This window comes from Agrobacterium tumefaciens str. B6 (genome assembly GCF_001541315.1).
Lineage (GTDB): Bacteria > Pseudomonadota > Alphaproteobacteria > Rhizobiales > Rhizobiaceae > Agrobacterium > Agrobacterium radiobacter.
The window spans coordinates 165,968-182,112 of the sequence record NZ_LMVK01000050.1 but is presented as its reverse complement, the minus strand read 5'-3'; the positions used below and the strand labels follow the sequence as shown (position 1 = coordinate 182,112).

The following is a 16,145-nucleotide window of genomic DNA, read 5'->3' as shown; positions in this document are numbered from 1 at the left end:
TTGCAGAAGCGTGCATAATGTCATGAAATTACCCCTCTAAAAACGAGACAATTTCATGCGTCGTCAAGCCAATCCGCTTAGCCCCGATCCGGCGCCATCAACCAGGCCGGTGGCGTGGCGGCCGATGCTGACCAAGCAGAAAGGCGAAACGAAACATTCCGTGCTGACGGAACGCATCATTGCCGATATCGACGCCGGCGTCCTGAAGCCGATGGATCGCATGCCGACCCACCGGGATCTGGCGCGCGAGCTTGGCCTTTCAGTACAGACCGTCAGCCTGTCCTACAAGGAGGCTGAGCGGCTCGGTTATCTCAGCGGCGAAATCGGCCGCGGCACGTTCGTCAAGGCGCGCGTCACGGATCGTGCCGGCCGCATGATGCTTGATCACAGCCCGACCGAAGTGCTTGATCTCTCCATCATCCGCGGCGTTTATCTGGAGGAACACGAAGCCGCCTCGCGCGCCATCCTTCGTGAGTTGGCCGACGGTGACAATTCAGGCTTCATGCGCCCATGCCGGCCGGTCGCGGGTCTCGACAGCCATCGTGAAACCGCACGGACATGGCTTGAAATGATGGGCGTGACTGCGAGGGCCGAACGCATCCTTGTCACCAACGGCGCAGCACACGGTATTTTCCTTGCCTTGAGCTGCATTGTCCGCTCGAACGACGTGGTTCTCTGCGAAAACCTCACCGATCACGGCATTATCGGCCTGTCGAACATCCTGGGGTTCAGCCTCAAGGGCCTGCCCACCGACGAGGAGGGCATTCTGCCGGACGCACTGGAGGCTGCCTGTGAAGCAGGCGGCGTCAGGGCTCTCGTGCTTATTCCAACGCTCAATAATCCGACCGGACATGTCTCAGGCGCAGAGCGCAGACGGGCCATAGCCGCAGTTGCGGAGCGGCATGGGGTCTTTGTCATCGAAGACGAGGTCTATCGACCGATGATAGAGGATGATCTGCCATCCATCGCGGAAATGCTGCCCGATCTCGGCTTTTTCGTCACCAGCTTTACCAAGACGGTGCTGACCGGGCTGCGCGTCGGTTATCTCGTCGTGCCTCCTGCCTACTCCATCCGCGCCGCCTCGATCCTTCGTGTGTCGAGCTGGAGCGGAACCTATCTGACGGCCGAAATCGCCACCCGCTGGGTGGAAAACGGCACCGCGCGGCGTCTGCTGGACGTGCAGCGCACCGAAGCACGCGCACGGCAGAAGATTGCGACGGAGATATTGGGCGACCATATCGCCTCGACCCATCCCCTCTCCTTTTGCGCCTGGCTGAAGGTTCCCACACGCTGGACAGAGGATGGACTGGTGCGCTCGCTGACAAACCAGAACGTCGCAGTCACCCCTTCGGAACCGTTCGTTGCCGGCCCGGGCCATGGCGGCGGCATCCGCATTTGCCTCGGTGGCCGTCTCAATCATCCCGCCCTTGTCAAGGCGTTGACGACCGTGCGCCAGGCCTTCGAGCAATTGCCGCCCGTCTACGATATCGGTTCAATCGGCTGAAGCGGCCGGTTGAAAATCATTGAATCATTACAATATAATAATTGACATGATTTTAGTTCGCTCTCAACATGACAATCATGAAGAGCGAAAACCTGTCCATATCCGCTGGAAAAAATCCGCTTCCGGTCTCGCTGGCCGCGATCAGGCAGGCTGCATCGCGGCTTGCAGGACAGGTGGAACGCACCCCGCTGGTTTACTCGGACAATCTGTCGGAACGCTGCGGTCACCCCGTTCATCTCAAGCTGGAGACGCTGCAGCCCATCGGCGCCTTCAAACTGCGCGGCGCAATGAACGCCGTCCTTTCGCTTGATGACGGTGCGCGCAGACGCGGCCTCGTCACCGCCTCCACCGGCAATCATGGCCGCGCGGTTGCTTTTGCGGCGCGCAAGCTCGAAATTCCCGCCACGATCTGCATGTCGGCACTCGTGCCGGCGAACAAGGTCGAAGCCATCCGTGCGCTCGGCGCAGATATCCGGATCATCGGCATGTCCCAGGATAACGCGCAGGAGGAAGTGGAGCGCCTGACCGCAAGCAACGGCCTGACTGCGATCCCGCCTTTTGATGATCCAGACGTCGTGGCAGGCCAAGGGACGATCGGCATCGAGATTATCGAGGATATGCCCGATCTGTCCGCTGTACTCATCCCTCTCTCAGGCGGAGGCCTTGCGGGCGGCATTGCCGTTGCTGTCAAGGCGCTGAAACCGCAGGCCCGGGTCATCGGCATCTCCATGGAGCGGGGCGCAGCCATGCACGCGTCGGTCGCCGCCGGCCGACCGATCTCTGTCAAGGAAGAAGAAACCCTGGCGGATTCGCTTGGCGGCGGGATTGGTCTGGCGAACCGCGTGACCTTCGCGCTGTGCCGCGAACTGCTCGATGACATCGTGCTGGTCTCGGAGGACGAAATCGCGGCCGGCATTTGCCACGCCGCACAGAAAGAAGGGTTGACGGTGGAGGGCGCGGCGGCCGTTGGTTTCGCAGCCATCCTCTCCGGCAAGATCGACATCACCGGCCCGACCGCCATCATCGTTTCGGGCGGGAACATCGATCCGGCGGTTCACAAGAGGATCATCGACGGGGGAGCCGCATGAGCCACGTTACCATCCTGACGGAAAAAGACCTGCGCGCCATCGTCAAGCTGGATCTTTCCGCAGTCGATTGCGTGGAGCGGGCCTTTGCGGCTCTCGCCACGGGGACTGTCGCCATGCCGCCGATCCTGCGCCTCGATATTCCTGAGTTTCGCGGCGAGGTGGATGTCAAGACGGCTTATGTGCCGGGCTTTGACGGTTTCGCCATCAAGGTCAGCCCCGGTTTCTTCGATAATCCGAAGCTTGGTCTGCCAAGCCTGAACGGCCTGATGATCCTCTTCAGCGCGAAAACCGGGCTGGTGCAGGCCCTTCTCCTCGACAATGGCTATCTCACCGATGTGCGCACCGCAGCAGCAGGCGCAGTCGCGGCACGACATCTCGCCCGCAAAGATGCTTCCGTCGTCGCCCTCTTCGGAGCCGGCATGCAGGCCCGTCTGCAACTCGAAGCCCTGATGCTGGTGCGCCCGATCCGGTCTGCGCGAATCTGGGCGCGCGACCATGACAAGGCTGGGAGACTTTCGGGCGATTTGGCCCGGGAATACGGCATTGAGGTGACCGCCGTGGCCGATCCGCAGACAGCCATTCGCGGCGCCGATATCATCGTGACCACCACACCGGCCGAAAAGCCGATCCTTCTTGCCGACTGGCTGGAAGAAGGTCAGCATCTGACCGCCATGGGGTCGGACGCCGAACACAAGAACGAGATCGATCCGACCGTATTCGGCAGGGCGCGATACGTCGCGGACCGGCTCTCGCAAACCCGTATTCTCGGTGAGTTGCATCACGCCATCGCCGCCGGGCGCGCCGCGTCGGATCAGCACTTCGCCGAACTTGGGGACGTCATTGCCGGCAGGCTGCCGGGTCGTGTTTCGACCAAAGACATCACCTTTGCCGATCTCACGGGCACCGGGGTGCAGGACACGGCCATCGCCAATCTCGCCTTTGCACGCGCAAAGGAGGCCAAGAGCGGCCAAATCATCGAAAACGCCATAAAAATGGGAGACGCAGCGTGAGCGTAACGCTGAACTTTACGCGCGAGGAATATGCCGCGCGCCTGTCTAAAACCCGCAATGCCATGGACAAGGCCGGGATCGATCTTCTCATTGTGACCGACCCGTCCAACATGCATTGGCTGACCGGTTATGACGGCTGGTCCTTCTACGTGCATCAATGCGTGCTGGTGCCGCCGGATGGCGAGCCGATCTGGTACGGACGCAAGCAGGACGCCAATGGCGCCAGGCGCACGGCGTATCTCGCCCATGACAACATCATCGGTTACCCGGACCACTACGTTCAATCCACAGAACGGCACCCGATGGACCTGCTGTCCGAGATCATCCAGGAGAGGGGATGGTCCGGCCTGACGGTCGGCGTCGAGATGGACAATTATTATTTCTCGGCCGCCGCCTTCGCATCGCTGCAGAAACATCTGCCGAACGCCCGTTTCAGGGATGCCGCCGGTCTCGCAAACTGGCAGCGCGCGGTCAAAAGCCCGACCGAACTCGATTATATGCGCAAGGCAGGCAAGATCGTCGAACTGATGCACAAACGTATCGTCGACGTGGTTGAACCGGGCATGCGCAAATGCGACCTCGTGGCCGAAATATACGATGCCGGCATTCGTGGCACCGCCGAGTTCGGTGGAGACTATCCCGCCATCGTGCCCCTCCTTCCCTCGGGCGCAGACGCATCCGCACCGCATCTGACATGGGACGACAAGCCGATGCGCTTGGGAGAAGGCACCTTCTTCGAAATCGCCGGCGCTTACCGGCGTTACCACTGCCCGCTATCGCGCACCGTCTTTCTCGGCAAGCCGACGCAGGCGTTTCTCGATGCGGAGAAGGCAACGCTTGAGGGCATGGAGGCCGGTCTTTCCGCAGCGAAGCCGGGCAACACCTGCGAAGACATCGCCAATGCGTTTTTCGCCGTGCTGAAAAAATACGGGATCATCAAGGACAACCGCACCGGTTATCCGATCGGCCTTTCCTATCCGCCCGATTGGGGCGAGCGCACCATGAGCCTGCGGCCGGGCGACCGCACCGAGCTGAAGCCCGGCATGACGTTCCATTTCATGACCGGCCTCTGGCTGGAGGACATGGGACTCGAAATCACCGAAAGCATCGCAATCACCGAAACCGGTGTCGAATGCCTTTCCAATGTGCCGCGGCAACTCTTCGTGAAAGGCTGAGACGATGTTGAGCACCGCGCTACGCCCCTCACCCATCACACCCTCCGTCGATTTCGATGCGAAGGGCGTGCAGCACGGTCATCTGCGCCTGCCATACAGCCGCGATGACAGCGCCTGGGGTTCGGTGATGATCCCGATCTGCGTCATCGCCAATGGCGAGGGGCCGACGGCGCTTTTGACCGGAGCCAATCATGGCGACGAATATGAGGGGCCGGCCGCCCTGTTCGAACTCGCCCATAAACTCGATCCGGAAGAGGTAAGCGGCCGCATCATCATCGTGCCGGCACTCAACTATCCCGCCTTTCGCGCGGGAACGCGCACCTCGCCGATCGACCGGGGAAACCTGAACCGCAGCTTTCCCGGCCGCCCTGACGGCACGGTGACGGAGAAGATTGCCGATTATGTCACCCGCCATCTGATACCGCTTGCGGATATCGTTCTCGATTTTCATTCCGGCGGCAGGACGCTTGATTTCCTGCCCTATGCCGCAGCTCACGAATTATCCGACAAAACGCAGGAGGCCCGGTGTTTTGAAGCGGTGGCGGCTTTTGCCGCGCCCTATTCGATGAAGATGCTGGAGATTGACGCCGTCGGCATGCTCGACACGACCGTTGAGGAATTGGGCAAGGTCTTTGTCACCACCGAGCTCGGCGGCGCGGGGACGGCGAGCGCGAAATCGATCGACATCGCCCGCAAAGGCATTGTCAATCTGCTCTGCCATGCCGGCATCCTCGCCGGCGCACCGGTGGCGACGCCAAGCCGCTGGCTGGACATGCCCTCCAGCGATTGTTTCACCTTTGCCGAGGACGACGGGCTCGTCGCCTTTGTCCGCGATCTGGGAGACGCGGTTATGGCAGGTGAAACGGTCGCCCTGGTTTATCCCATTGGAAAAACCGGTCTTGCGCCGGTTGATTACCGCGCTTCCATCAATGGCGTGCTTGCCGCCCGTCACGTTCCCGGCCTCATCAAGGCCGGAGACTGCCTTTCCGTCATCGCCACGGTCACGGAGAATACCTAACCAGAAGAACCATCGTGAGATCCGAAAACGGACCACGCAACCCAACCAGAGGAGTAAGAACATGCGTATGACCAGAATTGCCGGGCTTTCCGCCCTCGCTCTCACCATTGGCATGACGGCGGCCAGCGCCTTGACTGTCGAAGACGTCAAGAGCCAGGGCTATATCCGTGCCGCAACGGCCAATGAAGTGCCCTATTCCTACATGCAGCCCGACGGCACCTCCGCCGGCATCGGCCCGGATGTGGCGAATGCTGTCCTGAAATCGATGGGCATCGAAGAGGTCAACTGGACGGTGACGCCATTCGGCACGCTGATCCCCGGCCTGAAGGCACGTCGCTTCGATTTTGCCGCCGCCGAACAGAACATCTCACCCGAGCGCTGCAAGCAGGTTGCCTTCACCGAACCGAACTCGTCCTATGGCGAAGGCCTGCTGGTGAAGAAAGGAAATCCGAAAAAGCTTACCACCTACGCCGATATCGCCAAGGACCCCTCATTGAAGGTCGCCGTTGTTTCCGGCGCAAACAACGTCGATTTCCTGCGCGCAGTCGGCGTCAAGGAAGAGCAGATCGTGTTCATCCCTGCCAACGCCGACGCCATTCCGACCGTACAGAGCCGCGCCGACGCCTATGCCGCCACGGAGCTCACGGTTTCGGAACTCGCCAAGGGTCAGGCCAATGTCGAGCAGGTCAAGCCCTTCGTCGATCCCGTTGTGAAGGATGCGCCGGTGCGCAATTACGGCGGCTTTGCTTTCCGGCCGGAAGACAAGGAGTTGCGTGACGCCTTCAACGCGGCGCTCGTCGAATTCCGCAAGACCGAGGACTACAAGAAAATCCTCGCCAAATACGGCCTCTCCGAACAGAGTATCGCTGCAGCGGCCGAAAAGAAGGTCGCCGATCTCTGCGCCGGCAAATAATGCCAGCCGGCGCCCGGGGCATATCCGGGCGCCGTTCATCAAGAACTCGGGAAAACTCCAGATGGACATGACCGCTTACCTGCCGATGTTGTGGCAAGGCGCCGTCGTCACCATGACGATCACGCTGGCAGCCCTTGTCGTCGGCACGGCTCTCGCCTTCTTCTTTGGCATTCTGCGCGTCGAGGGAGGACCGATCCTGTCGGCCATCGCGCTCTGTTACACGGAAGTGTTTCGCGGCACCTCGCTGCTGGTGCAGCTTTTCTGGTTCTATTACGCCCTGCCGCTGGTTGGGTTGAGTTTTGATCCGATCACCACGGGTGTGCTGGTGCTTGCCGCCCACGCCGGCGGTTATGGCGCGGAAATCGTTCGCGGCGCGCTGTCTTCAGGCTCAGTGCAGCAGCTGGAGGCAGCAAGAGCGCTGAATTTTACACGCCTGCAGACGCTCTTTCGCATCTCGCTGCCGCAGGCCGTTGTTGAGATGATGCCGGCATTCGGCAATCTGGCGATCGAGACGCTGAAGCTTTCCTCGCTCGTGTCACTGATCTCCATTGCCGACCTCACCTTCGCGGCGCAGTCGATCCGCAACCTGACGCTGGATAGCGCCAGCATCTATTCGATCACGCTGCTTTGCTATTTCGCGATGTCCCTGATCCTCATGGTCGTCATCCGGGTGATCGAGCACTTCGTGCGGCGCGGCAACGTCTTCCCGCGCACCCGCCATTCGTAAGGATATCCTGTCATGATGTATGGTTACGAATGGGACACGACCACCTGGCTCACCTACACAACCTCGATCCTGCCCATCATCCTGATTGGCCTGACGGTAACGCTGAAAGCGGCCGCCGCAGGCTTTGCGATCGCGCTGGTTCTGGGGCTTGTCTTTGCGCTGCTGCGCCGCAGCCGCGTCAAGACGATCTCCTGGCCCACCGCGCTGATTGTCGAGTTCCTTCGCGATACGCCGCTTCTGGTGCAGCTCTTCTTCCTTTATTACGTGCTTCCGGATTTCGGCATCGTTCTGCCCGCTTTTCTGACCGGCGCGTTAGCACTTGGCCTGCAATATGCCGCCTATACTTCCGAGGTCTATCGCGGCGGCATAGAGGCGGTGCACCACGGCCAGTGGGAAGCGGCAACGGCGCTGAACCTGACGCCTATGCAGACCTATCGCGACATCATCATTCCCCAGGCGATCCCGCGCATCGTTCCGGCGATGGGCAACTATCTTGTCGCCATGATCAAGGAAACGCCGGTGCTTTCCGTCGTCACCGTTCTCGAGATGATGGGGCTTGCCAATATGATCGGCGAACGCACCTTCGAATATCTGGTGCCGCTGACGCTTGTCGGCCTGATCTTCCTCCTTCTGACAATAATCTGCTCGGCAGGCCTCAGCCGCCTGCAAAGGGCGCTTCCAAAAGCAGGAATACCCTTGCGATGACAAACAACACCAATCAGCCACTGATCGAATTTTCCGATGTCACGAAGCGCTTCGGCATTTTGACGGTACTCGACCAGTTCAATTTCAACGTGGCAAAGGGCGAAAAAGTCACCCTCATCGGTCCGTCCGGCTCCGGCAAGTCGACGGTTCTGCGTATTCTCATGACGCTGGAACCGTTCCAGGAGGGAAGGCTGACCCTTGCCGACATGTCCTACCATGAGCAAGGAGGCAAAGGCCCTTTCAAGGCCTCGGAAAAGCATCTGCGGCAGATCCGAAATCATGTCGGCATGGTTTTCCAGAGCTTCAATCTCTTTCCGCATATGACGGTGCTCCGCAACATCGTGGAGGCGCCGGTTCGGGTTTTGGGCATCGGCCGCGCGGAGGCGGAAGCGCGCGCAATCGACTTGCTGAAGATGGTCGGGCTGGCGGACAAGAAGGACCATTATCCGGTGCAGCTTTCCGGTGGGCAACAGCAGCGTGTCGCCATTGCCCGCTCGCTCGCCATGCGTCCGCGTGTCCTGCTTTTCGATGAGCCGACCTCGGCGCTGGATCCGCAACTGGTGGGGGAAGTCCTGTCCGTCATCCGCGATCTGGCCCATGAGCATGATCTGACGATGCTTCTCGTCACCCACGAAATGCGCTTTGCCCGGGAAGTATCGGACCGCGTCTGTTTCTTTGACAAAGGCCGTATCTGCGAACAGGGAAAACCGGACGAGATTTTTGGCCAGCCGAAAGAAGACCGTACACGCGAATTTCTCGCTTCCGTCTTGCGATGAATTTTGGTTGCCCCTCCCTCATGCAATCAATCCGCAGAGGTGGACAGAACCTTTCCGTCCCTGCCCTGCACAATATCATGCGACGGAACCGGTAGAGCATCGGGGGCAGGCAGAAGCGGGATTATCAACCATGCGCCGGGATAGCCGTTGCGAAGATGCCGGGCATTATAACGAATATTGGTTCCGGCGGCATGGTGAAGCGTTCCGAGCGTTGCATCTTTTGACAGGACACCTCTGCTGATTTCGTGGAGTTTTTGGTTGCCATCAAGGGCAAGCGTTACTTCCGAAAGATCGAAACTGTCGATGTGAACGGTCTGCTCCTGCGGCGTGTCGAGAACCCATCTGTCTGAATCGACAAAGCCGTCGGTGTAGACATTACCGGTGGAGGCACGCAGGGACGTGCCTTGCGGCAGGCTGATACCGTCGACAACATTGCCATCGGCGAGAATGCATTTGCTGAAGGCGGAAATGCCGCCATCGGGCAAGAGATCGAACTCAACCGGCTGCGTCGCGTCGCAGCGCCAGCCGCTCTGGGTGGTCACTCCATTGCCGGTTATGCGCATGTTGCCAGGGGTAAAGCCGATCGTTTCGTAATTCTCATTGGTCTTTATCGCGATATAACGGGCGATCTCGATGGCATCGATATCAGCGATCCGCACCGGATGCGGAAACACGGCCCGGTTGAAGGCCTGCCTGCTATCGGCAATGGCCAGTTCAAGTTTCGTACCCTTGGGCATATCGATCCCGCCAAGGCGCGCCGGCTCGGAGAGTTCCGGCCGATAGCTTGCCGCTCTTTCCCTGTCGTAAGCACTCATCTGCAGATAAAAATCACCGAACCGAAAGAACGTGAAAAGCGCAACGGCGGTCACCAGCCCGTAAGGCAGGATCATCGGGCGCTTCCAGCGGCCGCTCACGTATCGGACGAACAGCAACAACGTCCAGACGACCCACACAAGGGTCGTGACGAGAAAGAAGGCAAGGAGAAGCAGCGCTTCGACGGAGGGCAATGCGACAGGGATCATGCAAACCAATGGTCCTGGGCGGATCGTTTTGATCCTGAAGAGACATCAGTGCTTTAGCCCACAAGCGGCTGTCATTTCAACTCGGCGATGGCGGACGGACATAGCGGTGGTTGTCCGGGCGACGGATGGCGGCCGCCCGGTCAACGCGCTTATGGCGTATCAGCCGCCAAGGACGAAACGGGAGAATGCCAGGGCATTGCGGGCGTCCTCGTCCATTTTCGCGACATCGGCGCCGCCGCTGAGATCGCGCCACACCTTGATGTCAGAGCCGATCGTACCGCCGGTCTTGACAAAGGGCTCCATGACAACGGCACCGGTGTAATTGATATCGCGAAGGGCCAGGCCAATTTCGTGCCAGGGCATCCTGCCCTTGCCCGGTACGCGGCGATTGCTCTCACCGGTGTGGAAATGACCGAGAAGCGGGCCGGCCGTGCGGATGGCTTCGCCAAAACTGTCTTCCTCGATATTCATGTGGAAGGTATCCAGCATGACCTTCACATTGTTCTTGCCGACATCCTTGACGAAGGCGACGCCTTCGGCCGCCGTGTTGAGCACATGATTTTCAAAGCGGTTGAGGACTTCGATGCAAAGGTTGATGCCGAGATCATTGGCGACATCGGCAATGCCATTGATGCCCTCGACGCCGCGCGCATAATCACCTGCCTTGTCGACCGGCTGCGAATAGTCGATCGGCCAATAGGAATGCAACGCGCCGCCGATTGTGTGGATATCGAGCTTGGCGACATTGGCGAGCGTCTGCTCAAAAAATGCCTTGCCGGCTGCGCGCACGGCAGCATCCTCGGACGACAGGTTTTTGGTTTTCGACGGGCCGATGCCGGCGGTGAGGATGATGCCGTTATCCTTCGCGCTCTGCCTGATCACGGCGAGCTCGGCATCGCTATATTCATTGATGTGGTGGGCGGCGACTTCGATGATATCGAAACCGAGCTTGGCGACCTTCTCGATATAGGGGCCGAACTTGGCGCTCCATTCATGTTCCCAGTAAGAATAATAGATGCCGTGTTTCATGGGGATCTCTTTCGCTTTCTGTTTCGCTGAATTTGAATTTGGGCGGGACAGCGGTTCAGCCGGCTTCAGGAAGTCGGCTTGCTTCCCGGATTTCCGATATGAAGATCCGGCTCTGTGTTCGCGGAAATGATGAACCGGCCGTTCGGAAGGTCGTTCTCTTCAACCTTGCGATTGATCTCGTCTTCACCGAGGCCAAAACTGCGCCAACGCTCTCTCAGCCGTGCACGCAGGTCGTCCTCATCGACATCGACAAAGACAGTCAGGTCAAAAATCTGTTTGAGACGGTCCCAGGGCGACTGGCTGGCAAGGAGATAATTGCCCTCACAGACGATGACATCGACGGATTGCGGGATGAGACGGCCGCCTGCGCGGGCAATTTCAATCGCGCGATCAAAGACTGGGACAGCGACGACATCGTCCTCATTGGCCTTCAGGCGCTCAAGCATGTGGCGCAAGCCGTGAGCATCGAAGGTATCGATTGCGCCCTTGAAGGGACGGCGCTTCATCTCTTCCAGCACGGCATCGTCATAATGAAAGCCATCCATCGGAAAGAGCGCTGCAGACACGCTTTCGCCTGCGTTCAAGACGTCAACCACATGCTCGGCAATGGTGGACTTTCCCGATCCGGGCGCACCGGCGATCGCAATCATCACACGCCGCCCATTGGCGCCGGCAAGACGCTTGAGGGTCAGGCCCGCAATTTCACGGGCGTTATCGTCAATAGTGTTCAAGGTGCTCGCCTCGATAATGGGTACTGTCAGAAAATCCGGTACTGGTTCGCCTTGTCGCGCAGGAATGCCAGGCCCTTGTCGAGAACCTCGTCAGCGCTGGGCGCAACCGGCCGCCAGGTCGAAATCGCGCCCGCCATGTCCTTCGGCATCGCGACAAAACTTTCGAGCGTCAGCACGCCCTTGAAACCGATGGCGGCGAGTGCGGAAAACACTTCGTCCCAGGCAACGTTGCCAAACCCCGGCGTGCCGCGGTCGCTTTCCGACATATGCATGTATTTCAGGTGGTTGCGGGCGGTGATGATGCCGTTTGCGATACCCTTTTCCTCCATGTTCATGTGGAAGGTATCGAGATGGATAAAGATGTTATCGGCACCGATACGTTCGACCACCGCCACCGCCTGTTCGGCGGAATTGAGCAGATGGTTCTCGTAGCGGTTCACGGTCTCGATGCCGAATTGCAGGCCGAGCGTTTTCGCGTGGCCGGCAGCCCGCGAAAGCGCCCTTGTCAGGTTGTCATATTCACCCTGTGTCGGGGGAAATCCGGTTCGCTCATTGGTGCCGCCATAGGTGACCCCCGTCAGCGCTTCCGCACCTATTTCTGCAGCCTTGTCGAGCGCGGCGTTCAGATGGTCGATTGCCGCGTCGGGACGTACAGACGCCCAGGCGGGCTCCGGCAGCACGAGCGAACAGACGGCGCGCAGACGGTACTTCTCCAGCAAACCGCGCGTGAATTTTGCATCGACGGAGAGGATATCGATGAGCGGAATCTCGATGAAATCCTGACCGTAATCCGCCGCAGCGGCAATGGACCGTCTGGCGTTTTCGTGGTCCCATTTCAGAGACCACATCATTGCGTGAACACCGAAGCCTTTCACGTCATACCTTCTTTCTGAGAGATGCGAAGTAACTTGAAAACAGGCCGCGCGCCGCCATGACGACAATCATCAGTACACCCCAGAGCGCCGTTGCCAGATGCTGGTTGGCGCCGAGAAGATTGAGGCCCGACGACACGAGTTGGAGAACGATGAGCGCGACGAAAACCGGCAGCACCCGACCGAAACCGCCGAACGGATTGATGCCGCCGAGGAATGCCGCCAGCACCGTGATCAGCAGATAGGATTCCCCGTGGCCGACACGGACGGAATTGAAACGGGCAAGCATGATGATGCCGGCAACCGCACACATCAGACCCGAGAGCGTGTAAACGAGAACCTGAATCTTGCGCGTATTGAGGCCGGAATAACGCGCGGCCTCGATGTTCGAGCCGATCATCAACAGGCCGAAGCCAAGCTTGGTGCGCGTCAGCAGCACATGCCAGAGCCCGACGCAGACGATGAAGATCAGAAGCGGGATCGGCAGACCGAGAAGCGTGCCGTGGCCAAGCGGCGCCATATAGGCGGGAAAACCCGAGACATCCCCACCACGAGTGAGAAACTCACCCAGCCCACGCAGGAAGATCATCATGGACAACGTCACAAGGATCGGATGGGCGCGGGTGTAAGCGATCGCCGCCCCCGTCATGGCACCGGCAGCCCCGCCGGTGACAAGTGCGGCAAGGCAGGCCAGCAAAAATGCGCTCGGTGGCGCATCCACCCCGCCATGGGCCTGCAGCACCCAGGCCGCAGCAAGACCTGACAGATTGGCGGCGAAGGTGACGGAAAGATTGATACCGCCCGTCAGAAGCGGCAGCAGCATCGCCAGTGTCAGCAGGCCAAGCTCCGGAAGCTGGAAGGCGACCGAACCGAATGTCCCGAGCGAAAGAAAATTGTTCGCCAGCGTTCCAAAGATGAGCATGACCGCGATGAAGGCAATGACCGGCCCGGCCATATCGGCACCGAAGATCGCGTTGAATTTCCTGACAAGGCTGCTCATCGCTGGGCGCTCCCCTTCTGTGCGGATGTCCGTAAGGCGCTCGGCAGAAGCTTGTCGAACCGGGTGGAAGAGAGCGTGATGGCGATGAGAATGATGGCACCGACGATCATCTTGAAGGCAAAGGGAGATACCCCCATCAGGTTGAGGCCGTTCTGGGTGATCGACACCATCAGCACCCCGAGCACGCAGCCGATGACCGAACCCTTGCCGCCGCCGAGCCGCGCGCCGCCAAGCACGGTTGCGGCGAGAACATCCAGCTCGCGACCATAAAGCGCGTTCGGCACCACCTCCTGCGCATAATGCGCCTGCATGAGCCCGGCAATGCCCGCCATCAGGCCGAGCCAGCCGAAAGAAATGTAATGCATGGCGCCGATATTGATGCCGAAGCGGCGAGCGCCTTCCGGATTGTCGCCGAAGGCATAAAGTTTGCGCCCGACGGTGGTGCGCGAAATCATGAACCAGGTGGCGACACAGCAGAGGATCATGACGACAACGGGCAGCGTCAGCTCGACCCAGGAACTATCAGGCATCTCACGCTCGTAAAACACCACGCGCGTCGACAGCCACTCCGGCAGGTCGTAGATCGACACGCCCTTGGTGAAGAACATCAACAGCCCGAAGAAGATGTTGAAGGTGGAGATGGTCGCGACGATGGAAATGATGTTGAGCCGCCAGACGAGGAAGGCATTGACGAAGCCGAGACCGAGGCCAACGGCCCCGGCAATGATGAAACCCTCCGCCCAGTTGCCGCCGCCGAGCGCATTAAGCGCCAGCACCGTCACATATTGGACGACGGAGGCCGCGACCGCGAAGGAGATGTCGATACCACCAGAGATCAGCACCACGAGCAGGCCGACCGCGAAGATGATGTTGACCGCCGAGACATTCAGCACATCGAAGGCATTGGAGATGGTGAGGAACCGGTCGGTCGCGAAGGACAGTCCCGTGCAGAGCAGCACCATGACCACAAGCAGGGTGAATTCGGTCGTATGTCCAAGGATGAGCCTACGCATAGATGGCGGACTCCAGTTCGGTAAGCGACAGGCGTCGCGGATCATAGGTGGCGTGGAACCGGCCTTCGACCATGTGGATGACCCTGTCGGTGTTGAAATAGACTTCCGGCGGCTCGTCAGAGATCACGATGATCGAGAGACCTTCTGCGGCGAGCTTGCGGACGATTTCGAAGATGCCGGCGCGGGCGCCGACATCGACACCCACGGTCGGCGCGTCGAGGATGAGGATTTTCGGCCCGATCGCCAGCCACTTGGCAATCGCCACACGCTGCTGGTTGCCGCCTGAAAGCGTGCGGATCGGATCTTCCGGCAATCCGATCCTGACGCCGAGCGCCGAAATCCAGCGGGAAACGACATCCGCCTTTTTCGACGGAGAGATCAGGCCGCCGCTCAGCAAGCGGTCGAGAGAGGCCGTGACGAGATTATCGGCAATGGACTGCGGCTGGTTCAGACCAAGCGAGAGCCGGTCCTCGGAAAGATAGGCGACGCCCGCCCGGATCGCATCGCGGTTGGAATGGAAATCCACCTTCTTTCCATCGATGAGAATTTCACCCGATTGCGCCCGATGCATGCCGAACAGGGTCAAGGCCAGTTCCGTACGGCCGGCTCCCAAGAGACCGGTTATGCCGAGCGTTTCTCCCCGCCGCAGATCGAACGAAACATCTTCAAATTCGCCGGCCCGGCTCAGCCCGCGCACCGAGAGAACAACAGGTTTGTCGTCGTGATCGGCGGCGATGACGGCGCTGTCGAAATTGCGGCCGGTCATCAGTTCGGTAACCCGTGACTGGGTCATGCCTTCAACGGGAAAGACGCCGACAAGCGATCCATCCCGCAGAACGGTGATGCGGTCTGAAATCTCCAGCACTTCCGCAAGGCGATGCGAGACGAAGACGACCGCCACACCCGAGGCAGAGAGGTTGCGGACGATGTCGATCAGATAATCGGTTTCGGACTGCGTGAGCGACGCGGTCGGTTCATCCATGAAAACGAGCCGCGCTTTCCCGACCAGCGCGCGCGCAATCGCCACGATCTGGCGCTGGGCGATGGGCAGCTCCTTGAGCGGCTTGTCGAGATCGATCTCGACGCCGAGCCGGGCCAGCGCCTTTTCGGCAGCCTGTTCGATGGCGCGCTTGTCGACCAGCCCGTATTTTCCGTTTACCGCGTACTGAAAGCCGATATTTTCAGCCACAGTCATTTCATCAAACAGCGCCAGATCCTGCCAGATCACCTGAATGCCAAGCGATTGCGCAAGCGTCGGGGTCATCGCGGTTATCGGCTTGCCGTCGAAATAGAGTTCGGCATCGCTTTCGGGCGTGTAAACGCCTGTTATGACCTTGATCAACGTGCTCTTGCCACAGCCGTTTTCGCCGGCAAGGCAATGCACTTCACCCGGATTGACCTCGAAAGAAACACCCTTCAGCGCGCGGACGCCGCCGAAGGTAACTTTGACATTTTTGAGGGACAGGAGCGGTTCTGCGCTCATGATAACGTAAATCTCCTTCCGCCGCGAAAACACTACGTGGCGCTCGGCATGTTTTTCCAGATGAGGCGTCGCGCGCGTA

Annotated in this window: 16 protein-coding genes; 9 read left to right on the top strand and 7 right to left on the bottom strand. The window is 59.7% G+C overall.

The genetic code is table 11. From position 1 onward, the window contains the following. Positions 1–55 precede the first annotated feature (55 nt). The 9 genes from ASB65_RS24655 to ehuA all read left to right on the top strand — a co-directional run bounded on the left by ASB65_RS24655 (position 56) and on the right by ehuA (position 8,916). Positions 56–1,504, top strand: a complete 1,449-nt coding sequence (locus tag ASB65_RS24655; protein WP_060725663.1) for a PLP-dependent aminotransferase family protein — start codon at positions 56–58, stop codon at positions 1,502–1,504. Between the two features lie 68 nt (positions 1,505–1,572). Further along, positions 1,573–2,592 (top strand): hydroxyectoine utilization dehydratase EutB, encoded by a 1,020-nt coding sequence (gene eutB / locus ASB65_RS24650; RefSeq protein ID WP_060725662.1) that lies wholly within the window; start codon positions 1,573–1,575, stop codon positions 2,590–2,592. Then, complete coding sequence (eutC, locus tag ASB65_RS24645) at positions 2,589–3,602, top strand: ectoine utilization protein EutC (protein ID WP_060725661.1); 1,014 nt, start codon at positions 2,589–2,591, stop codon at positions 3,600–3,602. Before eutB ends, eutC begins: the two co-directional genes overlap by 4 nt. Then, positions 3,599–4,777: an ectoine hydrolase DoeA gene (gene doeA, locus ASB65_RS24640; RefSeq protein ID WP_060725660.1), complete on the top strand. Its 1,179-nt coding sequence runs from the start codon at positions 3,599–3,601 to the stop codon at positions 4,775–4,777. Before eutC ends, doeA begins: the two co-directional genes overlap by 4 nt. Before the next feature lie 4 nt (positions 4,778–4,781). Next, the gene (gene doeB, locus ASB65_RS24635; RefSeq protein WP_060725659.1) at positions 4,782–5,795 is read left to right on the top strand and encodes a N(2)-acetyl-L-2,4-diaminobutanoate deacetylase DoeB; all 1,014 of its coding nucleotides are present in this window, start codon (positions 4,782–4,784) and stop codon (positions 5,793–5,795) included. Positions 5,796–5,856: 61 nt separating this feature from the next. Next, entirely contained in the window at positions 5,857–6,708 is an 852-nt protein-coding gene (gene ehuB / locus ASB65_RS24630) for an ectoine/hydroxyectoine ABC transporter substrate-binding protein EhuB (protein WP_060725658.1), read from the top strand. 61 nt (positions 6,709–6,769) lie between these two features. Further along, the gene (gene ehuC / locus ASB65_RS24625; RefSeq protein WP_060725657.1) at positions 6,770–7,435 is read left to right on the top strand and encodes an ectoine/hydroxyectoine ABC transporter permease subunit EhuC; all 666 of its coding nucleotides are present in this window, start codon (positions 6,770–6,772) and stop codon (positions 7,433–7,435) included. A 12-nt stretch (positions 7,436–7,447) separates the two neighbouring features. Next, positions 7,448–8,140 carry an ectoine/hydroxyectoine ABC transporter permease subunit EhuD gene (ehuD, locus tag ASB65_RS24620; RefSeq protein ID WP_060725656.1) on the top strand — a complete coding sequence of 231 codons (693 nt, stop codon included), beginning with the start codon at positions 7,448–7,450 and terminating at the stop codon, positions 8,138–8,140. Continuing rightward, positions 8,137–8,916 carry an ectoine/hydroxyectoine ABC transporter ATP-binding protein EhuA gene (gene ehuA / locus ASB65_RS24615; protein WP_060725655.1) on the top strand — a complete coding sequence of 260 codons (780 nt, stop codon included), beginning with the start codon at positions 8,137–8,139 and terminating at the stop codon, positions 8,914–8,916. Before ehuD ends, ehuA begins: the two co-directional genes overlap by 4 nt. 26 nt (positions 8,917–8,942) lie before the next feature. Here ehuA and ASB65_RS24610 read toward each other — a convergent pair whose 3' ends face one another. The 7 genes from ASB65_RS24610 to ASB65_RS24580 all read right to left on the bottom strand — a co-directional run bounded on the left by ASB65_RS24610 (position 8,943) and on the right by ASB65_RS24580 (position 16,066). After that, a complete protein-coding gene (locus ASB65_RS24610; RefSeq protein ID WP_060725654.1) occupies positions 8,943–9,938 on the bottom strand; it encodes a hypothetical protein in 996 nt (331 codons plus the stop codon). A gap of 159 nt (positions 9,939–10,097) precedes the next feature. Then, positions 10,098–10,967, bottom strand: coding sequence for a sugar phosphate isomerase/epimerase family protein (locus ASB65_RS24605; RefSeq protein ID WP_060725653.1), 870 nt, complete (start codon positions 10,965–10,967; stop codon positions 10,098–10,100). 65 nt (positions 10,968–11,032) lie between these two features. Beyond that, positions 11,033–11,698 carry a nucleoside triphosphate hydrolase gene (locus ASB65_RS24600; RefSeq protein WP_060725652.1) on the bottom strand — a complete coding sequence of 222 codons (666 nt, stop codon included), beginning with the start codon at positions 11,696–11,698 and terminating at the stop codon, positions 11,033–11,035. A gap of 26 nt (positions 11,699–11,724) precedes the next feature. Then, positions 11,725–12,573 carry a sugar phosphate isomerase/epimerase family protein gene (locus ASB65_RS24595; RefSeq protein ID WP_060725651.1) on the bottom strand — a complete coding sequence of 283 codons (849 nt, stop codon included), beginning with the start codon at positions 12,571–12,573 and terminating at the stop codon, positions 11,725–11,727. 1 nt (position 12,574) lies between these two features. After that, positions 12,575–13,570: an ABC transporter permease gene (locus ASB65_RS24590; RefSeq protein WP_060725650.1), complete on the bottom strand. Its 996-nt coding sequence runs from the start codon at positions 13,568–13,570 to the stop codon at positions 12,575–12,577. Next, the gene (locus tag ASB65_RS24585) at positions 13,567–14,583 is read right to left on the bottom strand and encodes an ABC transporter permease (protein WP_060725649.1); all 1,017 of its coding nucleotides are present in this window, start codon (positions 14,581–14,583) and stop codon (positions 13,567–13,569) included. The genes ASB65_RS24590 and ASB65_RS24585 overlap by 4 nt, the downstream gene beginning before the upstream one ends. Continuing rightward, positions 14,576–16,066: a sugar ABC transporter ATP-binding protein gene (locus ASB65_RS24580; RefSeq protein ID WP_060725715.1), complete on the bottom strand. Its 1,491-nt coding sequence runs from the start codon at positions 16,064–16,066 to the stop codon at positions 14,576–14,578. The genes ASB65_RS24585 and ASB65_RS24580 overlap by 8 nt, the downstream gene beginning before the upstream one ends. Between the last annotated feature and the right edge of the window lie 79 nt (positions 16,067–16,145).

Coding starts and splice junctions, on each gene's coding strand:
- ASB65_RS24655 (WP_060725663.1), top strand. CDS start 56: ATGCGTCGTCAAGCCAATCCGCTTAGCCCCGATCCGGCGCCATCAACC.
- eutB (WP_060725662.1), top strand. CDS start 1,573: ATGACAATCATGAAGAGCGAAAACCTGTCCATATCCGCTGGAAAAAAT.
- eutC (WP_060725661.1), top strand. CDS start 2,589: ATGAGCCACGTTACCATCCTGACGGAAAAAGACCTGCGCGCCATCGTC.
- doeB (WP_060725659.1), top strand. CDS start 4,782: ATGTTGAGCACCGCGCTACGCCCCTCACCCATCACACCCTCCGTCGAT.
- ehuB (WP_060725658.1), top strand. CDS start 5,857: ATGCGTATGACCAGAATTGCCGGGCTTTCCGCCCTCGCTCTCACCATT.
- ehuC (WP_060725657.1), top strand. CDS start 6,770: ATGGACATGACCGCTTACCTGCCGATGTTGTGGCAAGGCGCCGTCGTC.
- ehuD (WP_060725656.1), top strand. CDS start 7,448: ATGATGTATGGTTACGAATGGGACACGACCACCTGGCTCACCTACACA.
- ehuA (WP_060725655.1), top strand. CDS start 8,137: ATGACAAACAACACCAATCAGCCACTGATCGAATTTTCCGATGTCACG.
- ASB65_RS24610 (WP_060725654.1), bottom strand. CDS start 9,938: ATGATCCCTGTCGCATTGCCCTCCGTCGAAGCGCTGCTTCTCCTTGCC.
- ASB65_RS24605 (WP_060725653.1), bottom strand. CDS start 10,967: ATGAAACACGGCATCTATTATTCTTACTGGGAACATGAATGGAGCGCC.
- ASB65_RS24590 (WP_060725650.1), bottom strand. CDS start 13,570: ATGAGCAGCCTTGTCAGGAAATTCAACGCGATCTTCGGTGCCGATATG.
- ASB65_RS24585 (WP_060725649.1), bottom strand. CDS start 14,583: ATGCGTAGGCTCATCCTTGGACATACGACCGAATTCACCCTGCTTGTG.
- ASB65_RS24580 (WP_060725715.1), bottom strand. CDS start 16,066: ATGAGCGCAGAACCGCTCCTGTCCCTCAAAAATGTCAAAGTTACCTTC.